General features: G+C 43.6%; 19 protein-coding genes. 8 read left to right on the top strand and 11 right to left on the bottom strand.

The window, feature by feature from the left end; all coding sequences use genetic code 11:
* Positions 1-92: 92 nt before the first annotated feature.
* From hisD to AC2FA3_RS02070, 7 genes are all read right to left on the bottom strand, one after another.
* Positions 93-1,397 (bottom strand): histidinol dehydrogenase, encoded by a 1,305-nt coding sequence (gene hisD / locus AC2FA3_RS02040; protein ID WP_490508079.1) that lies wholly within the window; start codon positions 1,395-1,397, stop codon positions 93-95.
* A gap of 296 nt (positions 1,398-1,693) precedes the next feature.
* The gene (gene hisG, locus AC2FA3_RS02045) at positions 1,694-2,389 is read right to left on the bottom strand and encodes an ATP phosphoribosyltransferase (protein ID WP_490508080.1); all 696 of its coding nucleotides are present in this window, start codon (positions 2,387-2,389) and stop codon (positions 1,694-1,696) included.
* A gap of 100 nt (positions 2,390-2,489) precedes the next feature.
* The gene (gene murA, locus AC2FA3_RS02050) at positions 2,490-3,758 is read right to left on the bottom strand and encodes a UDP-N-acetylglucosamine 1-carboxyvinyltransferase (protein WP_201546495.1); all 1,269 of its coding nucleotides are present in this window, start codon (positions 3,756-3,758) and stop codon (positions 2,490-2,492) included.
* A 119-nt stretch (positions 3,759-3,877) separates the two neighbouring features.
* A complete protein-coding gene (locus AC2FA3_RS02055; RefSeq protein ID WP_320157917.1) occupies positions 3,878-4,129 on the bottom strand; it encodes a BolA family protein in 252 nt (83 codons plus the stop codon).
* A gap of 196 nt (positions 4,130-4,325) precedes the next feature.
* Positions 4,326-5,294 (bottom strand): alpha/beta hydrolase, encoded by a 969-nt coding sequence (locus AC2FA3_RS02060; protein ID WP_490508081.1) that lies wholly within the window; start codon positions 5,292-5,294, stop codon positions 4,326-4,328.
* Between the two features lie 287 nt (positions 5,295-5,581).
* The gene (locus AC2FA3_RS02065; RefSeq protein ID WP_490508082.1) at positions 5,582-6,418 is read right to left on the bottom strand and encodes a BON domain-containing protein; all 837 of its coding nucleotides are present in this window, start codon (positions 6,416-6,418) and stop codon (positions 5,582-5,584) included.
* A 278-nt stretch (positions 6,419-6,696) separates the two neighbouring features.
* Positions 6,697-7,155 (bottom strand): YraN family protein, encoded by a 459-nt coding sequence (locus AC2FA3_RS02070; RefSeq protein ID WP_490508083.1) that lies wholly within the window; start codon positions 7,153-7,155, stop codon positions 6,697-6,699.
* A 175-nt stretch (positions 7,156-7,330) separates the two neighbouring features.
* On the opposite strand from AC2FA3_RS02070, the gene rsmI reads away from it, so the two are divergent.
* Both rsmI and AC2FA3_RS02080 read left to right on the top strand, forming a co-directional pair.
* Positions 7,331-8,290 (top strand): 16S rRNA (cytidine(1402)-2'-O)-methyltransferase, encoded by a 960-nt coding sequence (gene rsmI / locus AC2FA3_RS02075; protein WP_490508084.1) that lies wholly within the window; start codon positions 7,331-7,333, stop codon positions 8,288-8,290.
* 72 nt (positions 8,291-8,362) lie between these two features.
* Complete coding sequence (locus AC2FA3_RS02080) at positions 8,363-9,382, top strand: adenosine kinase (protein ID WP_490508085.1); 1,020 nt, start codon at positions 8,363-8,365, stop codon at positions 9,380-9,382.
* Positions 9,383-9,507: 125 nt separating this feature from the next.
* Here AC2FA3_RS02080 and AC2FA3_RS02085 read toward each other — a convergent pair whose 3' ends face one another.
* A complete protein-coding gene (locus AC2FA3_RS02085; RefSeq protein WP_490508086.1) occupies positions 9,508-10,812 on the bottom strand; it encodes an O-acetylhomoserine aminocarboxypropyltransferase/cysteine synthase family protein in 1,305 nt (434 codons plus the stop codon).
* Positions 10,813-11,020: 208 nt separating this feature from the next.
* Positions 11,021-11,704, bottom strand: coding sequence for a Fe-S biogenesis protein NfuA (gene nfuA, locus AC2FA3_RS02090; RefSeq protein WP_490508087.1), 684 nt, complete (start codon positions 11,702-11,704; stop codon positions 11,021-11,023).
* Between the two features lie 716 nt (positions 11,705-12,420).
* Between nfuA and AC2FA3_RS02095 the strand changes: the two genes are divergently transcribed.
* The 5 genes from AC2FA3_RS02095 to AC2FA3_RS02115 all read left to right on the top strand — a co-directional run bounded on the left by AC2FA3_RS02095 (position 12,421) and on the right by AC2FA3_RS02115 (position 17,545).
* Complete coding sequence (locus AC2FA3_RS02095) at positions 12,421-12,768, top strand: carboxymuconolactone decarboxylase family protein (protein WP_149491051.1); 348 nt, start codon at positions 12,421-12,423, stop codon at positions 12,766-12,768.
* Positions 12,769-12,981: 213 nt separating this feature from the next.
* Complete coding sequence (locus tag AC2FA3_RS02100; RefSeq protein WP_490508088.1) at positions 12,982-13,965, top strand: alpha/beta fold hydrolase; 984 nt, start codon at positions 12,982-12,984, stop codon at positions 13,963-13,965.
* Positions 13,966-14,131: 166 nt separating this feature from the next.
* A complete protein-coding gene (locus AC2FA3_RS02105) occupies positions 14,132-15,178 on the top strand; it encodes a bifunctional nicotinamide-nucleotide adenylyltransferase/Nudix hydroxylase (protein ID WP_490508089.1) in 1,047 nt (348 codons plus the stop codon).
* Positions 15,179-15,308: 130 nt separating this feature from the next.
* Entirely contained in the window at positions 15,309-16,706 is a 1,398-nt protein-coding gene (locus AC2FA3_RS02110) for a nicotinate phosphoribosyltransferase (RefSeq protein WP_490508090.1), read from the top strand.
* Positions 16,700-17,545, top strand: a complete 846-nt coding sequence (locus tag AC2FA3_RS02115) for an SGNH/GDSL hydrolase family protein (RefSeq protein ID WP_490508091.1) — start codon at positions 16,700-16,702, stop codon at positions 17,543-17,545. The genes AC2FA3_RS02110 and AC2FA3_RS02115 overlap by 7 nt, the downstream gene beginning before the upstream one ends.
* 176 nt (positions 17,546-17,721) lie before the next feature.
* On the opposite strand, the gene AC2FA3_RS02120 is transcribed toward AC2FA3_RS02115, so the two are convergent.
* Together AC2FA3_RS02120 and AC2FA3_RS02125 are read right to left on the bottom strand one after the other, a co-directional pair.
* A complete protein-coding gene (locus AC2FA3_RS02120; protein ID WP_201546507.1) occupies positions 17,722-18,003 on the bottom strand; it encodes a type B 50S ribosomal protein L31 in 282 nt (93 codons plus the stop codon).
* 382 nt (positions 18,004-18,385) lie between these two features.
* Positions 18,386-18,820 carry a hypothetical protein gene (locus tag AC2FA3_RS02125; RefSeq protein ID WP_201546508.1) on the bottom strand — a complete coding sequence of 145 codons (435 nt, stop codon included), beginning with the start codon at positions 18,818-18,820 and terminating at the stop codon, positions 18,386-18,388.
* A gap of 580 nt (positions 18,821-19,400) precedes the next feature.
* Between AC2FA3_RS02125 and AC2FA3_RS02130 the strand changes: the two genes are divergently transcribed.
* Positions 19,401-20,954: a hypothetical protein gene (locus tag AC2FA3_RS02130; protein ID WP_490508092.1), complete on the top strand. Its 1,554-nt coding sequence runs from the start codon at positions 19,401-19,403 to the stop codon at positions 20,952-20,954.
* The last annotated feature ends 93 nt before the right edge of the window (positions 20,955-21,047 follow it).

Genomic DNA, 21,047 nt, shown 5'->3' on the forward strand with positions numbered 1-21,047 from the left:
CTACTAATTAGCCACATAAATTATTAAACGTAAATTATTAAAATTGAATACTTAAAATCGAATTATTAAAGTTGAGTTATCCAACCGTGTTGTTAACTATCTTCCTGATAACGATAGCGGGCTGAACGCGCATGGGCTTCTAAGTCCTCACGCTGCGCTAAAATATCTGCGGTCTCAGCTAGCGGCTTACTACCCGTTTCACTACAATAAATTATCGATGATTTCTTTTGGAAGTCATAAACACCGAGCGGTGAAGAAAAGCGCGCGGTGCCCGAAGTTGGCAACACGTGATTGGGACCGGCACAGTAATCGCCAATCGCTTCAGGCGTATGACGTCCCATAAAAATAGCGCCAGCGTGACGAATATCATCAAGCAGCGCATCAGGGTTATCAACAGACAATTCTAAATGCTCAGGGGCAACGCGATTAATCACCGCCATGCCCTCCTTACGGTCTTTGACCAAAATAAGCGCGCCACGGTTTTTTAGCGAATCACGGGCAATATCAGCTTTTGGCAATTCTGCCAAGGCTTTTTCAATTTCCTCTGCTACTTCTGCAAGCTGCTGTTCACTTGTAGTAACAAAGATAGCTTGGGCGATACGGTCATGCTCCGCTTGTGACAATAAATCCATCGCCAACCAATCGGCACGATCTTGCGCCTCGCCTTCTGCATATACCAGTACTTCAGACGGACCGGCAATCATATCAATACCGACTTGACCAAATACCGCGCGCTTCGCTGCGGCGACATATTTGTTACCAGGACCCGTGATTTTATCCACGGCTGGTATGGTTTCGGTACCGTATGCTAGGGCAGCAACAGCTTGTGCACCGCCAATGGTAAAGACGCGGTCAACTTGTGCCAAATGTGCCGCTGCCAACACCAATGGATTAAGCACGCCCTTCGGTGCTGGCACCACCATGATTACCTCTTTAACGCCAGCTACTTTGGCAGGAATCGCATTCATCAATACAGAAGATGGATAAGATGCCAAACCGCCGGGCACATAGATGCCAACACGGTCAAGCGGCGTGACTTTTTGACCCAAGCGATTACCAAGCTCATCTTCATATTGCCAAGTCTCTTGTACTTGGCGCTCATGGAATGTCTGTACGCGTGTCGCCGCCGTCATCAAAGCCGTTCTAACGGTATCATCAAGAGTAGCAAACGCTTCAGCAAGCGCTTCCTTAGACAGCTCTAAGGATTGCATTGTTGTCGCAGGATGCTGATCAAATTCTTGGGTCAACGCCAGTACCACGCTATCGCCGCCATGACGTACTTTTGCAATGATATCGTCAACAGTTTTTAGTAATTCAACATCGTTAACGGTTTCAAAAGCAAGCAGTTGGGTCAGTTGACTGTCAAAATCAGCATCTTGAGTACTTAGTTGGCGCATAACTTAATCCTATAGTTGAGCATAAAATACGGCTATAAATAATAGAGTAAATAAAAGAGCAAATGAAAAAATGAGCAAATAAGAAAAGGATTGTGTGTTTGCTTATTTCTGATTATTTCACTCAGATTATACTGAGCTTTTATTTTCTGGCAAGCAAATACAATAAAACCAGTTTAGCACGCTATATCTATCCTAGAGCGCCAAACTGGTTTAAAATTTTGTATAGCCATGCTTGATATTATCAATGATTGCTAATGCTTAATAAGAGCGCTTTATAAGTACTGAATAAATGTCATTTAAGAAGCGCTGGCAATACTGTCTTTAAAGCTATCTAAAATTGGCTCAAGCAGGGCAAATTTACGCTTGTAGCTGACTTGATTGACAATAAGGCGTGACGACACATCACAAATATGGTCGCGCGCTTCAAGTCCATTGGCGCGCAGCGTATTACCGGTATCAACGACGTCAACAATCAAGTCACCCAAACCAACCAAGGGCGCAAGCTCCATCGAACCATAAAGCTTAATCACATCGACTTGCTGACCTTGACTGGCAAAATAAGCGCGTGCAACATTGACGTATTTAGTCGCAATACGCAGACGACGATTTGGCAGCGGCGCACCTTTAACGCCCGCCGTCATCAGCTTACACTGAGCAATCTGCAAATCTAGCAATTCATAAACGTGATTGGCGCCATGCTCAAGTAATACATCCTTACCCGCCACACCAAAATCAGCAGCGCCATGTTCAACATAGGTTGGCACATCACTGGCACGCAAGATTAAGACGCGTACATTTGGGTTTGAGGTTGGGAAAATAAGCTTGCGTGACGCTTCAGGGTCTTCTAATAATTCAACGCCAGCAGCACGTAACAATGGCATCGTCTCTTCTAAAATACGACCCTTTGATAGCGCCAGTGTCAAACCTGAAAACTCATCATTTACTTCGTTTAATAAGGCGTCAGTTGGAAGGCTATTGCTTGCTTCAGTCATAATGACTCGTGTCCATGTACAGTTAGTTGCCTTACTTAAAAGGCATTATTAATTTCGTTAAATAAAGGGTGATACCAATAACAACGGCTAATTAACCATTTTAGTCGTTGGTATTAATGCGCTCGATATTAACCCCAAGCGCGCGTAGTTTTTCTTCGACATGCTCATAACCACGATCAATATGGTAAATGCGGTCAATCAAGCTCTCACCTTCCGCTGCTGCTGCAGCCATCACCAATGACATCGACGCCCGTAAATCGGTTGCCATGACAGGCGCCGCGGTATAGCTTTCAACACCTGTGACGACAGCGGTATGACCGTCTACTTGGATAGATGCGCCCAATCGGTTCAGCTCAGGAACATGCATATAGCGATTTTCAAAGATATTTTCGATAAAAGTACTGGTGCCATCGGCTAGGCAAGCAATCGCCATCACCTGTGCTTGCATATCGGTTGGAAAACCAGGATGCGGCTGGGTACGAATATTAACCGGTAATGGGCGACCTTTCATTTGTGCGCGAATCCAATCATCACCGGTGGTAATAATCGCCCCCATGTCTTCAAATTTTTCTAACACGGGCGTTAATAAAAGTGCTGAAGTGTTTTTAGCCAATACATCGCCGCGCGTCATCAAGGCGCCAGCAAGGTAGGAGCCTGTTTCGATACGATCTGCTACCACTGAATACTCACAACCATGCAAACGCTCAACGCCTTCAATAGTCATTATCGAGGTACCAATACCACTGATTTTAGCACCCATCGCCACCAACATATTGGCCAAATCAACCACTTCTGGCTCAAGCGCGCAGTTGCCTAGTACGGTCGTCCCTTTGGCCAATGCCGCCGCCATGATGACGTTTTCAGTACCACCAACCGTTATCATGTCAAAAGAGAAATTACAGCCGATAAGCTTACCGCCTTTTGGTGCTTGCGCTTTGACATAACCATTCTCAACGCTAATCTCAGCACCCATCGCTTCAAAGGCTTTTAGATGCTGGTCAACAGGACGTGAGCCGATAGCACAGCCGCCCGGCAATGACACTTCGGCTTCACCAAAACGTGCTAGCAATGGACCTAGTACTAAAATCGAGGCGCGCATGGTTTTGACCAAATCGTAAGGCGCATAGAAATTATCGATATTTTTGGTATCGCAGGTGACGGTATCACCCTGCTTTTGAATATCAATGCCCATGCCACCGATCAATTCAATCAAGGTGCGCACATCTTTTAACGATGGCACATTATGCAATGTCGTTGGGGTCTCGGCCAAAATCATAGCGGCAAGTAAAGGCAAAGCGGCATTTTTGGCGCCTGAGATCGTGACTTCCCCTGCGATACGACTGCTACCGGTGATTAAAAATTGATCCATAAGGTGACAACCTAGCGATAAGTATAAAAATGGTGAAAAACCAGAAATGATAAAACCCGCAATATAAAGTGCCGGCATGAAAAATTCAGGTCATAGATAAAAGTCATAAATAAAAAGTGTTAGCCTTGAGATTGAACGTCCCATTCGGCTGGGGTTAAGGCTTGAATATTAAGCGCATGAATATCACCGCTCGCAATCTTATCATTTACTAATGCGTAAACTGACTGCTGGCGTTGCACCGCGCGCTTGCCTTCAAAACTGGCATCAACCACCCGTACATCAAACTTGGTTCCTTGATTGGCAGCTTGAATAAAAGCATCTGGGAAGTGAGTTTGTAAAAATGCAATCAAATCGTCAGCGTTCATGCTCATAGAATATTCTGCCTTAAAGTTTAAATAGGGTATAGGGTTAAAGTGACGTCATTATAACAAGAGTTTGACCATCTTACAGTACTGTCTTGCGCAACTGCGCTTAACTATTCATCATAGCTTTAGGCTTACTATAATCAGTGAACAATTATTATGTTTGATGCTCATTATGTTCGGTGCTTGGTATTTTTGACATTCACTACTTAAGCGTTTTATCCAAATAGCTAAGCACTTGCGTACGCACATCATTAACCCAGTGTAAAGGCGGTGCCATCGCACCGATACTGGTGGCATGACTGGCGCCTGCGATTTCGCCAGTTTCCACTTTAACGCCTGCCGCTTTTAATGCCTGTGTCATTTTGATGGTATTGGTCACATGGACGACCTTGTCTTTTTCGGCAGTCAATAATAAATAGGGTGGCTGCGCGCCTTTGATTTGGCGGTCTGGCATCACCGTCTCTGGCGTCGCACTTGCCCCAAAGGCAGTTCTACTACTGAATTTACGAAAGTCATAGCTATAAGGACCTGCGATACCAATCACGGTAGCAATATCTTTTGGTTTCACCCCATACGGCGCTAAAAAATCTTCATTAGCGACGGCAGCGACCGCATTAAACGCGCCCGCAGAATGACCTATGACGGCCAAACGCTTGGGATCAGCATGCAGGCTTTCGGCATTTTTATAGCTCCAGGCGATGGCCTGCGCGGTATCTTCTACATAATCAGGATAAAGGTGCTCAGGCGCTTTACGATAATTAATGACCGCCGTGACATAACCTGCTTTCGCCAAACTTTGACCAACAAAGGCGTATTCATCTTTACTGCCACTTTCCCATGAACCGCCATGGACAAACACCACCATCGGATAGCTGTCATGAATGGCAATATCATTAATCGTGCTATTCATGGCTTTTGCTAAAGGCCTGGGATAATAAATATCTAAATCTTGATTCGGCTCATCACCATACAAGATATTTTTACTGACGCCAACGCCACCATTTGAAGTAATACCATTCACGATAGCGAGCGCCGATAACGCTTGTGCCTGTTGGGTCGCGAGCGCAATACCGCCAACAGCCAATGCTGCCGTCACGCCGACACTGATACGTTTAGGCGTGCGATTCTTTATTGGCACAGGTTGTACTGTTTCTTTATTTAAATCCTTCATCGCCAGTATTCCTATTATTAGCTCGTCGTCGAGTAATACTTGATAGTTGGTTAAAACTGAATAGCAGAGTGACGGCTTTAGTATTTTTTATTATTTTAGTTAAAGCGTCTTTAGTTAGAGCTTAGAGCATCTTTAGTTAGAGTGTCACTTCTTTAGTTAGAGTGTCACTTCTACTTTTTACGTTTTATATCTTACTGGCTGGCTAGGGATTTATCGTGCTTTTCCTGTTATGACTGTTTAGGTTTCTTGTGTTTTTCAGCAAAGAAGGCTTTCAGCAAAATAGCCAGTTAAGGATTTTGATAAAGGTCGATATAAGGACTCGATGACGGCTGATTGATGGGCGTACCATCTTCGTCGACGATAATCGGCGTAGCACTGATGGTTGTATCTACCGCGACCGGAGTTGTGACTTCAGGCATTGCCCTACTATTAACCGCTGGACCTCTGGTAGGATTGGCTAAATTATCTTCATACATAATATCGTCATCGCCTAGCTTTACCCCTCTATCATCAACGACGGTGGTCAGCAGCACTAACTCTGTGATGCCGACGGTATTATTGGCAATATCAATCAGGTGGCTTTGCTGCGTCGGTGTCATACGGCCCATAATATAAACCACGCCATCATTGGTGACCGCTTTAATCTGTGAGGCTTTGACGCCATTACTAGAGGCTACTTTTGCCAGTAATTTAGAGCTAATATAACCATCGTGGACGGTTGAGCTATAGCCCCTTGAGGCGCTAACGTTAAGCTCATTGTAGACATGACGGACGTCTGGCATGGAGCCAACGACTTTTTCTATTTCTGCTTTAACGGCTTCCGTTGGCACCTCGCCTGTGAGCAGCACTTCACTATTAAAACTATCAATGCTCATGCGGCTGATTTGCTGTAAATTTTCTTGCAGACCATAGACGTTAATCTTGACCGTATGCTCGATACTACGGTCGAGCAGGCGCTGCGGAATGGTGCGCTCTGTCATCGGTACGCCATACGTTCCTTCTGTGCTATTGGTCAAATAATTGGTGGTACAACCTGTGACGACGATACTCGTCAATAGCATAACACCAATAGCCTTACGGCATGATGAACCCAAAATAGCAGTGCGCAAATGCATTCGTGTCATGATTTACCTCTTAGAACATAATGTAGTGATTAACTAATGATTAAAAGTGTCACGCTTGATAATAACAATGATTAATTATGCCGGTAGTTAATAATGGTAATAATAAGAATATGATTAAATTAACTATTTGTAATGCCGCTACTTTACTGAATATTTACCTGAGGCGCTTAGGCTTTTGGCAACGATAGCTTGATGTGCTTATTTATTTTTTAACTGAGTTATCGGGCTTAACGTTCAAATCCACTTAATTTTAAAAACATTAAATCTAAATAAATCTATTACCAAGCTGAGGCAATAAAAGCGCCCTGTAACCATTCTGGCTGAATATTTTCTGGCAGTATTTCTTTAATGTCATTGGTCTTATTTTTATTGGCATTAGTATTGGTATCATAGGCAATTACATCAAACCGACACTCATACTCATTATATTCAGGATGCTGCTGCAAAAAATAGCGCGCCGCTTTGATAATTTTATGTTGCTTATTTTTCGTCACGCTAAGTGCCGCGTCACCAAATCCTGAACGCTGCCGCTGCCGCACTTCAATAAATACCAGCGTCGACCACGCCCGCCCTTTTTCGATCATGATTAAGTCAAGCTCACCAACTTTTGGCTGCTGCCAATTTTGAGTAATCAATAGTAAACCTTGCGCTTCTAAAAACTCACACGCTTGCTGCTCAAAACGGCTGCCTTGACGCTGTGTCGGTGAAGTAAGGCTTAAAGGTTTGTCATTTGCCATCACGTCCCTTTACTATCATTTCTCTTTATTATCATATCTATGGTTCAGCTGAACATTTGAGAATTATCATAGCACATCATGCTAAACTAACCACTTTCGCGTTTTAATAATCGCTTTTAATATTCGTTTTTAATGCTCTTTCTTAACACTCAATACTTAATACTCAGAGGTTTTCATGTCTAGCCCTACCGCGATGCCAGCTTGTCTTTATATCGTTGCCACGCCTATTGGTAATTTAAGCGACATGACACCGCACGCAATCGATATTTTAAAGCAAGTTGCTATCATTGCCTGTGAAGACACCCGCACCTCAGGCAAACTTTTATCACATTTTGGCATTAACACCAAAGGCAATAAGGATGAAGATACCGAAGAAGTAACGGCATACGATAATAAAAATGCTGCCGAAAACGAGTCTGATAGCGCTGCTAAACAAAAAGGTTATAATAAACTTTGGGCGTATCATGAACATAATAGTGCCATTCAAACCCCAAAAATCATTGAAATGATTCAGCAAGGTCATTCGGTTGCCCTGATTAGTGATGCTGGCACGCCGCTGATTAGTGACCCCGGTTACCAGTTGGTGCAAGCCGCTCATGCCGCTGGTGTTCGCGTCTCCCCTATTATTGGTGCCTCTGCTGCCATCGCCGCACTGTCTGTCGCAGGATTGCCCTCAGACCGCTTTAGCTTTATTGGCTTTTTACCGGCCAAAACCCATGGTCGCCAAAAACAATTAACGGCTCTCAACTCACGTACTGAAACCTTGATATTTTATGAAGCGCCGCACCGCATTATTGCCAGTTTAGAAGATATGGCTGCTATTTTTGGTACGGAGCGCGAAGTGACGTTCTGCCGTGAATTGACCAAAACCTTTGAGACCGTGCATAAAAGCACCCTTGGCGAATTGGTTGAATTTGTCAAAGCCGATGACAATCAGCAACGCGGTGAAATCGTCGTGGTCGTCGCTGGGGTGAACGTAGCGCAGGATGATGACGATATCAGTATTCACGATACCTTATTACAGCGCTTGTTAGAAGATTTATCGGTTAAAAAAGCCGCTGCCTTAGCTGCTGATATTACCGGCGTTAAAAAGAATGCGCTTTATCAGCGCCTACTTGAGCTGCAAGCAGAATAGTTTTTAGTTATAAAAAATAAGCTAAGCACGAATAAATTAAGCATTGATAAATTCATTGAGGAGAGATAAATAATGTACGATGTGATGGCGATAGGCAATGCCTTGGTTGACCACGAATATCTGCTGTCGGATGCAGCGCTAGAAGAAACTGACCTGACCAAAGGCAATATGACACTAGCAGGAATTGAAGAGCAGCAGCAGTTATTAGCGTATTTTAAGCTAGCAGAGATTGCGCCATCAAAACAAGCGGGCGGTGGCTCAGCGGCCAATGCAATGTATGCCTTTGCAAGTTTGGGCGGCAAACCTTTTTATGCCTGCCGCGTCGGCGATGATAAGCAAGGCGAGTTTTACCTAAAGGACTTACACGAAGCGGGCGTTGCCACTTCACCTCAGTCAATCCATGCAGGCGGCGTGACCGGCTCATGCGTGGTGGCAGTGACCGAAGATGGTGAACGTACCATGCAAACCTTCCTTGGTACTTCAAGCGATATTACTGCTGATAACGTCGACTTTGAGGCACTAAGCAAAGCAGGTTGGCTATACTTAGAAGGTTATCTGGCGATGTCCGAAGGTATTCAACCAGCGATGACACAATTACGCCAACAAGCCGGCATTAATGGCGCAAAAATTGCGGTGAGTTTTGCCGACCCAGCGGTGGTGAAATTTGCTAAAGACGGTCTGATAAATATGCTCGGCAATAAAGTCGCGGTGATATTTTGTAATAGTGAAGAAGCAAAACTATTCACCGATAAAAAGCGACATAAGGCAGCGGCGCGTGCCTTACTTGAGCATTGCCAAACGGCGGTCGTCACCGATGGACCAAATGGTGCCATCATCGCTCATAAGCCAAATGATGAGTCAGAGATTGAGATTCATGAGATTCCGACGCCAGCCGTTGCCAATGTCATTGATACCAATGGCGCCGGTGACAACTATTCTGGCGCGTTTTTATACGCTTTATCGCAGCACTACAGCTTGCCCGAATGCGGGCGACTTGCCAGCGAAATAGCCGCGCAAGTGATTCAGCAGTTTGGTCCACGCCTAGCATCGCAAGAGTATCAAGACATCTCACGCCGCGTACTAACTGTTTAACCATCTAAATGTCTTAGATCAATTTTGCAGCATAAATTGCTTATAAAAAAAGCCCATATACTCAGATATGGGCTTTTTCGTTTGGATTGATAATACCAACGAAATATAAGAAAACTATTACTTTATTAAGCAGCTGCTAGCGCTTGCTCTAAATCGGCTTTAATATCTTCGATGTGCTCAATACCAATCGATAGACGAACCATATCCGTACTGACGCCAGCATTTTCAAGCTCTTGCTCGTTAAGCTGACGATGGGTAGTGGTCGCTGGGTGACACGCCAACGATTTTGCATCACCGATATTGACCAAACGCGTAATCAGTTGCAGTGCATCGATAAAGCGCGCGCCTGCTTCAAGTCCACCTTTTACTCCAAAAGTTAAAATCGCTGATGGCGTCCCTTTCATGTATTTTTTGGCAAGTTCATGCTCAGGATGGTCTGATAAACCCGCGTATTTTACCCAAGCAACTTTATCATGGTCGCGCAGATATTCTGCCACGGCTTGGGCGTTTTGAACATGACGCTCCATACGTAAACCCAGTGTCTGCAAGCCCTGTAAAATACTAAAGGCATTGAGTGGGCTGAGTGCGGCGCCCGTATTACGCAGCGGTGCCACGCGAGCACGAGCAATAAAGGCTGCTGCGCCAACGTCCTTGACAAAGTTTACGCCATGATAGCTTTCATCTGGGGTGTTTAATAGTGGGAAACGCTCAGGATAATCGCCCCAAGGGAAAGTTCCGCTATCAACAATCGCCCCACCAATAGAGGTGCCCGTACCGCTCATGTACTTAGTTAATGAATGAATGACGATATCAGCGCCAAACTCAAATGGACGGCAGAGCGCAGGAGTCGCAACCGTACTATCAATCACCACTGGCACGCCATATTCATGCGCGATATCACTGAGTGCTTGGATATCAATGATGTTGCCCAGTGGATTACCGATACTTTCCGCAAAGACCATCTTGGTTTTATCATCAATTAAATCACGAATCGCTTCAGGATTTTTATGATCGAAAAAGCGCACTTCGATACCTTGGCGCGGCAAAGCATGGGCAAATAAATTATAAGTGCCACCATATAGCGTCGATACCGCAACGATATTATCGCCCGCTTCACAAATGGTTTGAATCGCATAAGTGATAGCAGCCATACCAGAAGCAACAGCAAGCGCACCGATACCGCCCTCAAGTGCAGCAACGCGCTCTTCTAAGACCGCATTGGTCGGGTTCATGATACGAGTATAAATGTTGCCAGCGACTTTTAGATCGAACAAATCTGCGCCATGCTGGGTATTATCAAACGCATACGAGCTGGTATGATAAATGGGTACAGCGACCGCTTTTGTGGTCGGCTCTACAATATATCCAGCATGAATCGCCAAGGTCTCAAGGCGTTGATTATTTTGCTTAGCTGGTTGTCCGTCACTCATGTTGCGCTCCTATATATTTATTCGCTATCAAAAAATATGTGATGATTAAAAAAGCTATCGCTAAACGATAGGCATAAAAAAAGCTGAGTTAATCATAACTCAACTTCTTTATGAAAAGAATAGCAAATTTTTCATCTCTTAATGACAAATGTGCACAAGCGACAAAACAATCAGTATACTCATCAAAGTTATAACAATGATTTAGCCTTTATTTGTAATAAGCGTTTTCTGTACGAGTATGATCGGTCTCATCAATCACTTGCGTCAGCTCTGGTATTTGCTGTTTCAGCTGCACTTCAACGCCTTGACGTAAGGTCATATCAACTGCTGAACAGCCTTGGCAACCGCCACCAAATTTTAATACGGCAGTCAGACCAATGCCTTCTTCATCAATCAACTCAAGCAGCTGTACATCACCGCCATGAGCGGCCAAGCTTGGGTTAATTTCAGACTGCAACACATAGTTGATACGCTCTTCGACACTCGCATCGGCACCGACCTTTGGCACTTTCGAGTTTGGCGCACGGAACGTCAGCTGACCACCAAAGCGGTCTTTATTATAATCAATCACCGCATCTTCTAAATAAGGGACTGACGCCGCCTCGATAAAGGCCGAAAAATTATCATAGGTAAATTTTAAATCAGCGCTGTCTTCTTCGCCCGGCTGATTGTAAGCCATGCAGCACTCGGCACGTGGCGTACCTGGATGTTCAACGAAAATACGCACGCCGATACCATCGGTATCTTGTTTCGCTAGTAAATCTGCCAAATAACCTTGAGCGGCTTCAGTGATGGTGATGTTACTTTTGGCTTGCGTTTGCTCAGTATCGAGCGCTGATTCGTAATCGGCAGCGGGTTCTACTTGAGTATCAGTTGGATTGTGTTCACTCATAATGCTTCCTATGTGTTATGACACAAGCGTTATATTGGTCACGTCTACTGTGTCGTCAATGTCATGTGAGGTTGGGATAAATGAAATTATCCATCATTTTGGCTTATCGTTTTATTGCTTTAACCTTAATGACGGTTTTATCTATTGGCCGTTATTGGCTCTATTATAGCGCACTTAAGGCATAATTCCGACCGTGCTACTGCGCTTTAAATATCCTTAGTAAATAGTAATGGTTCACACTGCTATTGATATCAGTTATTAGGAGCAACTATTCACTTCACTTCAGCCTGCCCTACTTATAACTCAATTTCACTCATTTACCTTTACTGTTCGTTCTATATTAAGACCATAAGTTAACTTATCAAGTTTATAGCGCTTATTTAATGATAAGCAGCGTTTTGCGCTCTATGGGCACAATCAATACGCTTGGGCTTGGTAAGCAAAAACAATAGGCGAATTGTCAAAATCATAATGTAATGAACGCATCAGTTCAATTCTGGAGCAATCAAACCGAATAAGCATATTGATTTAATATATAATTTTATATATTATAATTAAATATAACAAATACCTTTAATTGCTTATCTTCTATTGAATTAGATGTTCAAGCAAATGTAGCTGCTTTCATCTAAAACTACGTTTGCTTCAAACTCACATTCAATAAATCACATTTTAAATCTATCAGCGTTTTATTTTTTCTTAACGAGGAGCATTCCATGAGCAAATCATTTAAAGACATAACCAAACACGTCTCGACCAATATGGCAAAATTACACAAGCACATCCCTGAAACCACTAAAGCCTTCTCGCAGCTCGGTGCAGCAGCAACGGCTGATGGGGTTCTGGATAAAAAGACCAAAGAGCTTATTGCCCTCGCTTTAGCGGTTGGCTCACGTTGCGATGCCTGTATTGGTTTTCATACCAAAGCCTTGGTACAGCTTGGTGCAACAGAACAAGAAGTCGCTGAAACCTTGGGCATGTGTGTCTATATGGGTGGCGGTCCGTCAATGATGTACGCCGCCGAAGCCATTGCTTCATTTAATGAATTTAGTAAAGACGCTTAGCCTCTACTCTTAATTAGACCCTACTCTTAATTAGTTGAAACATAAAAAAACTGCCCATGATTGAATTCATTACGGGCAGTTTTTTTGTCTATACGATGATGATAAAGCGCACGTCATAGATTCATGAGCGTAGATTCTTGCATTATGCTATAACCTATCCATCGCTATATTTATACATTAATAAGCATTACCTGAGTTTAAGAGAATATTTTTATGATGACTGAGAATCTCAAGTTAGTGACGACCAAAGATAATGTAAAAATCGCTGTTTGGGAGATATTCGATAGCGAAAAAACCCATCAATTCTCTGAGGATACTACTAATAAAGGGCAAAATATTTTCTTAACTCATGGCACTTTTTCGGATAAAAAAACCTGCTTAAGAATCGCTGAATACTTAGCGGGACTTGGTCATCATTGCTATATCATGGAATGGCGCGGGCATGGGGCAAGCTCAATACCAAAAGACAAATTTAACTTTGAAACCGTCGCAACCTATGATTTTGCCGCTACCTTTGATTATTTATTGAACGAATTAACTCTTACTCATTTACACTGTGTCACTCACAGCGGCGGCGGTGCTTGCTTAACTATGTTTCTCATTCAAAATCCACATTATATCGATAAAATTAATAGCGTCAGTATGTTTGCCTGCCAAGTTTACGGCGCGATAGTAACCCCGAAAAACTATTTTAAAATTATAGCCGCTAAACTATTTACGCGTATATTCGGCTATATACCTGCCAAAAAACTCAATATGGGCCCCATCAACGAAAGCCATCACACCATGAGCCAATGGTACGAATGGAACTTGCGTAAAAACTTTCACAGTCATTTTATTAAGCAAAGTGATATAGATGTCAATGGTGTCAAAGAAAGTGCTTTTGATAAGCATAATCAGCAGAAAAAAATGACTGGCGTCGAAAGCAATAATTATTTGGATTATCAACAGTATATGCCAACCATTAGCGTACCCACTTATGCCATCAGCGCCAAGGGCGACAAATTTATCTCGCCCACTAAAGGTTGTCAGTCGCTTTTTAATGACTTTGATAATTCTACGAACGTTTTTCGCGAATACTCACTCAGTAATGGCGACTTAGACGATTATAGTCATAGTCGTATCCTGAATAGCCGCCCTGCCGCCAAAGAGATTTGGCCAACAGTCGCCGCGTGGATTGATAAGCATGCCAATTAAAAGAGTCGTATACTTCTTTGTCTGAACAAACTTGAATACAGATAAATAGCCAATGATGATACACCCTTAAACATCTTTACACTTGTCAGTAACTCCTATGCTGTGTCAGTATTGGCGGCATTACTTTTTTAACCAATGAAATATGAGCAGTAGGAAAGTGGCGTATATGAGTGATTCATCAGAGCAGAATGCAGATAAAAACAAACACTATCGTTATCTGGTATTTATCGGTCGTTTCCAGCCGTTTCATTGTGGTCATAAAGCAGTGGTCGATGAAGCGTTAAAACGAGCAGATAACGTCATTATGCTGATCGGTTCTGCCAATTTACCACGTAGTTTGCGTAATCCATTTAGCGTCGATGAGCGCGCGACGATGATAAAGAATGCCTACTCGCCAGCAGAAGCAGCACGTATTCACTGCGTTGGGCTTGATGATGCACTTTACAATGACACGCGCTGGCTTCAATATGTGCAAGCAGGCGTCAAATCCGTCACCGGCGACTTGCAAACTGACATTGGGCTAATTGGTCATTCAAAAGACAGCTCTTCGTATTATTTGTCGCTATTCCCGAATTGGGCGTCGGTTTCTGTGCCCAATTATCACAATCTATCCGCCACTCCTATTCGAGACAGTTACCTAATGGGTGCCACACCAACGCCTGAGCGCACCCCTGAATCAACCCGCAACGTCCTCAATGACTTTAAAAAGACTGATATTTATCAAAACCTGCATGAAGAAGCCGATTTCGTCGATAAATATAAAAGACAATGGGAGTCCGCTCCTTACCCACCAACCTTCATGACCGCTGATGCGCTAGTCGTACAATCAGGGCATATTTTATTGGTTGAGCGCCGTAGTATGCCAGGACGCGGACTCTGGGCATTACCGGGTGGCTTTTTGAATCCAAAAGAAACCCTTTTTGATGCCTGTATTCGCGAGCTACGCGAAGAAACTCGCCTTAAAGTGCCTGAACCGGTACTACGCGGCTCTTGTCATAGTCAGCATACCTTTGATGATCCCTATCGCTCGGCACGTGGGCGTACGATTACCCAAGCCTTTTACTTTCAGTTGAAAAATGACCCAAAAGGTTTGCCCAAGGTAAAAGGCGGCGATGATGCAGCCACAGCGTTTTGGTTACCCTTGGCTGAGCTTGATGCCACCATGATGTTCGAAGACCATTATGCGATTATCACCAAAATGGTTGGTTTATAGGTTGTTACTATTTAACTATTCAATTTTTATTGAAAATTTTTCACGCCAGCGCCGATAGACGGCAATGGCTCACCGCCGCAACGGTTATTTAAAAAACAGCTGCGGCATCTAAAAGCAGAGGAGTTCTGTGATGTATACCAGTAATTTAAACAATTTAATCTTAAATAGCGACAGCTATAAGACCTCTCATTGGGTGCAATATCCAAAAGGTAGTGAGTATCTGTCGAGCTATATCGAGGCACGTAAAGGCGACTATGATGTGGTATTTTTTGGACTACAAGCCTTTATTAAAGAATACCTAAGCACTCCGATTACCCATCAAGATATTGATGAAGCCGAAATGCTCATTCAAGCGCATGGCTTGACCTTTAACCGTGCCGGTTGGGAGCTGCTTGTCGATAAGCATGGCGGCTATCTGCCACTACGTATCGAAGCAATTCCTGAGGGCAGCATCGTACCGGTATCGAATGTCGTATGCCAAATTATCAATACTGACCCTGAGTTTTATTGGTTACCAAGCTATATAGAAACAGCGCTACTGCGGGCGATTTGGTATCCGTCAACGGTCGCTAGTGTCTCGCACTATTGCAAAGGTATTATCCGTCAAGCGTTAGATAAATCTGCCGACAATACAGAGTCGCTGACCTTTCGTTTGCATGATTTCGGCTCACGCGGTGCATCAAGCCAAGAGTCGGTTGCCCTCGGTAGTCTTGCGCACTTGGTCAATTTTGCCGGTACCGATTCGATGACGGCTTTGGTCGCTGCCAGTCGCTGGTATCAAATGGATAAAGATATGCCAGCGTTTTCTATTCCTGCCGCTGAGCATAGCACCATGACGGCATGGGGACGCGACGGTGAAACGGCCGCCTTTGCCAATATGATTGAACAGTTTGGCGGCGCAGGTAAAAGCTTTTCTGTGGTCTCTGACAGCTACGACTTATGGAATGCCATTGATAATATTTGGGGTGGTAGCTTAAAAGACGATGTGAAAAATATGGGCGGGACTTTAGTTATCCGACCAGATAGTGGTGATCCAGCTAAAGTGGTACGCGAAGCATTAGAGCGCTTGGCAGTAAAATTTGGTACGACAGTTAATAGTAAAGGCTATAAAGTGCTGCCCGATTATGTCCGCGTTATTCAAGGTGATGGTATCAGCCCGCAAAGCTTGGGGAAAATCATCGATGTGGTCTTGAACGCAGGTTTTAGCGCCGACAATATTACCTTTGGGATGGGTGGCGGATTATTGCAGCAAGTCAATCGTGATACCATGAGTTGGGCGATGAAAGCCAGTGCCATCTCTATCGATGGCGTATGGACTGACATTTATAAAGACCCTGTGACCAGCCGCTCAAAACGCTCAAAAAAAGGTCGTTTGGCACTGATAAAAAATAGCAACGGTTTATTAGCAACCATCAAAGCTGCTGACTTACCTGCACCAGAAGATAACCTATTACGCGATGTGTATATCGACGGAAAATTACTCATTGAAGACAATCTCACCACTATTCGGGAGCGAGCAGGATGGTAGCTACTAAAAAAATGCAGAATAAAATAGCCGCTGTTGCTAAGGATGTGTTCCTTGCTCCTGTCTACCTTTATCAAGGGCATAAAATCAAGCGTGATACGGTGCGCCTGCCTGAGCCAAATGGCGAGAGGCACGGTCAGGTTCAGTTAAACAGCACTATGGATACTCCAAAAGAGCATACGCAGCCAATGCTAAACCTGATGGTCGTTGGTGATTCGGCAGCGGCTGGAGTTGGTAGTGAGACGCAGCAAGAAGCGCTCGTTGGTAACTTGATTCCTATCTTGACGCAGCAACCCGCTATCAATACTCATTTTTCAGTATTGAACTGGTCATTACAAGCAACAACGGGGCACACCAGTTTTGATATTTTACGCAGGCTATATGTTATGCCAGCGCCAAACTTACCTATCGATGTGATGATACTGAGTGTTGGCGTCAATGATACGACATCGAGTGTTTCTGTAGACAAATGGCAACAGCAAATCGAAAATATTATTACTATCGTACAACGAAAATTTGGCGTGCGTGAGCTGATTTTTTTAAGCTTACCACCAATGGCGCAGATGCCGGCGATACCTGCACCGTTGAATAACTTTGTCGGTGCCAAAGCCTCTATCCTTGATAATACCTTGCAGCAAGTCTGTGCTGCTCACGATGGTGTCACCTACATGGCAACCGACTTTGCCCGCATGATAGACGAACATTCTAATGGCACACCAATCGATATCAGAGTGATGTTTGCCAGTGATGGCTTTCACCCAAGTAGCCTTATGTATGGCTATTGGGCCCAGCAGTTGGTAGAGCTGATTGTCGAATTATTAGATTTATCTTCTACTAAATGAAGTTTCTAAGTATAGTAAAACCTGATTTTATAAAAATTGGCTTTCTATTACTTAACGTTAAAATTTAAACAAAAAAAACCGCTGAATAGTCAGCGGTTTTTTTATGTTCTTAATACTATAGCTGTGCATGTTTGAGAAAACACATACTCAGAATAATATCACGCAATAGGTGTGAATTATTCTGCAGCGTCAGTATCAGCAGCTTTCTTACGGCCACCAAACGCACCAAAGCGTTTGTTGAAGCTTGCAACACGACCTTCAGTAGACGTTTTGCGTTGTTCGCCAGTATAGAATGGATGCGACGCACTTGAGATATCAAGTGGGTAGTATGGATATTCTGTACCTTCGTATTCACGAGTGGTTTTGGTTTTAACAGTTGAACGAGTTAAAAAGAACACGTCAGCGTTAGTGTCATGGAACAAAACTTCTTGGTAATTAGGATGGATATCTTTACGCATAATAAACTCTCTATGTCCGATGTATGTACAGCGCTTTTGATTAATGGCGTTTTTGACTATTAATCACACTAACATACGTAACTGAGGCACTAAGGACATCTTCTGGTCTGGCAACTGCGTCACTGGCTTATTCCAGCACCCAACACCACACCGCTGCTCACTTAGCCTTTCCCCAGCGGGAAAATTAAACCGCGATTTTAACGGTTTTTGCCGCTTGATGCAAGTAGCTTCTATGATAAGACCGCGCCTTAAGCTCGTCTTGAAGACATTATACGATGTCAAAAAACTGTACAAATCACCAAAAAAAAGCAGCCACACTGGCTGCCTTTTTATGGAAAACTTATTTTTGTTATGGAAAAATTATTTTTAGCAAATTCAAAAGTTATTTGGTTTTTACGATATGCCAAACGCCAAGTTTGTTATCACCATCTTTATCACCAACCTTGGTGTCATTGGCATAAAAATATAACGGCTTACCATTCATCGCCCACTGATATTTGCCATCTTCGCGTTTAAAGGCGGCAAACTGCCCTGACGCTTTAGCATTACTTGGCGCCAAAAATGCTGGCCAAGCGAGCAGACAGGCAGAGCCACATTCTGACTTATTCATAGCATCTTTATCAAAAGTATAAAGGGTCATATGGTTGCTTGCATCAACCAACATGCCATTCTTACTGACGACTGGGGCAGTATTTTTAGTGGTCGCTTGCACATCATGCATGCCTGAATCGTCATTGCCAAACATGTTGTTAAAAGTAGAACAACCGCTAAGCGCTAATGCACCAGAAATGACAGATAACATAAGTATGTGTTTCATAATAACTTCCTTGTTAATAGTGGAAAATTCTTTAGATTTCTTTTTGTCGTCTGTAGGTCTAAACCTTAATGTATAAAATAGCTTAAGGCTGACTACAAGCGTTTTTAATATAGCATAGACATAAAGTCAGTCTTTTCTATCATTATATAAATTTACAAAAGCGCATAAATATTACAAATTAAATAAAATTCACTCTCTGATTTTGTGCTGCAGTCATCCCTCTCCTTGCTATTCATTGACAAAACTCATGCATCTACTTACGTATTCGCCATGCCATTATTGGTAGTTTATTCGTAGAATAGTCGATTGAAATTAAGAATTACTACACAATAATAAATGTGGCTGTAAACGTGACTATGGCGGCTTAAGATGAATATTGAACTTAGTAGCCGTTGCACACATATCGGTAGTCTTGCATTAGAAAAAAACACGCTATTTAAAATATAAGCGTGGCAGATATAAGAGTTAAGAACTTAGAAATCAAGAAGCTTAGAAACTGACAAACGAATTATTTAACAAAGACGCCGAGCCATTCCTGATGACTGATAATAGGAATGCGATTAAGGATATAACAACGACAATGACTCATTCTGTTACGAACAATCAAGCACCTACCACCAAACGGGTTGGTATTCTCGGTGGCGGTACAGCGGGGGCAACGATTGCGATTCGCCTCGCAGCATTAGGGCTTGAGACTTATGTATTTGAAAAAAATACCTCGCTTATCGATGGTCCACCGATGTGTCACTTGCATGCGGGCGGCAATCTATACCGCGAAATCCCTGACGAAGATTGCGTCGCCCTGCTCAAGCAATGTATCGATATTTTGCGCCTTTATCCTTATACCATCGATGTGCGCCCAACGGTATTTGCCGTCCCAACGCGCGATGAGGGCTTGCCTGAAGATTTGCTACCACGCCTTGATATCTTGACCGCTGCTTATCGTGAGCTTATCGCCCAAGATGCCAATAATAAAGTACTCGGCGAGCTTGAAAATTATTATCAGCTCTACAGCCATGAACAATTAATTGCCTTATCTGAGCGTGAACAAGTCGCAGTACCGCGTACGGTTGACGAATGGATGATACCAGTCGCTAAGTACTTGGATTTAAATAAGGTTAAATTTCCGCTGATTGTCGTGCAAGAATATGGCTGGAATATTTTCCGCTTAGCGGCTTCTGCGCAATTGGCTTTAGAAGGCTATGAGCATGCGCATGTCTTTACCGATACGCAGGTTAAGCAAGTCATGCCTGTCGACTGTGAAAACTGCTCAAACGCTGACCACCATGTCACTAAATGGCGTATTGATTATCAACAAGCGGCGAGCTTTGAAAACGAGCTTGAAACTGACTTTAAAACTAAAACTGAATCTATCGAAGTAGATTACTTAATCAACGCTTGTGGTTTTCGTACTGGCGTCATCGACGATATGGTCGGCGTCAAAGTCACACGCATGGTCGAGTTTAAGTCCTCTTATATTACCCACTGGAATGACACTGGCGGACAAATACCAGAGATTATCGTTTATGGCGAGCGCGGAACCCCTGAAGGCATGGCGCAGCTAACGCCTTATCCCGGGGGCTATTTTCAAATACATGGCATGAGCAAATTTATCACCTTATTTGATGATGGTTTGGTAGCCTCTAATAAAGACAGCGCGCAACCTGAATTGCCGTCGCAATACCTGCACTATATCGAAGATGGCTGGGATAAAGCACCGCTGCAAGCACGTAGCCAGCAAGCGATTGACTATGTCGCTGAGTTTGTGCCGACCTTCCATAGCGCGCGTACGGTCGGTAACGCACTATATGGTGGGCAGCAAATTCCTGGTCAAGACGATACTTTGCGGGTGGCTGATGTGAGCTTGTATTCCAATATTCGCTATGCACGGGCAGAAAACGTCAAAGCCTCATCGACGCTGATTGCTGCTGATCAAATCGTCGATGAATTGACTGAACTTGGTTTGGTTGATAACGACGCAATAGAAAACCGTCAGCGTTATGCACATGAATGGGCGTATTTGGCACAAAACGATAGCGTAGCGATTGATAAAGTTGCGCGTCATTTGGCGCAACAACGCGGCTTCCCATTAGCAATGGCGGGCGTGAATCATGGTATTGATGAAATGGAGTAAGATAATTAAACGCTAATAAAAGGTAATGAATGGCGGCTTTTATTTCCATCAGATACTTATTAGAGTTTGTTACTTTTAATTTGCTTCATCGAT

Source organism: Janibacter sp. CoH_79_TC_3 (genome assembly GCF_058197955.1).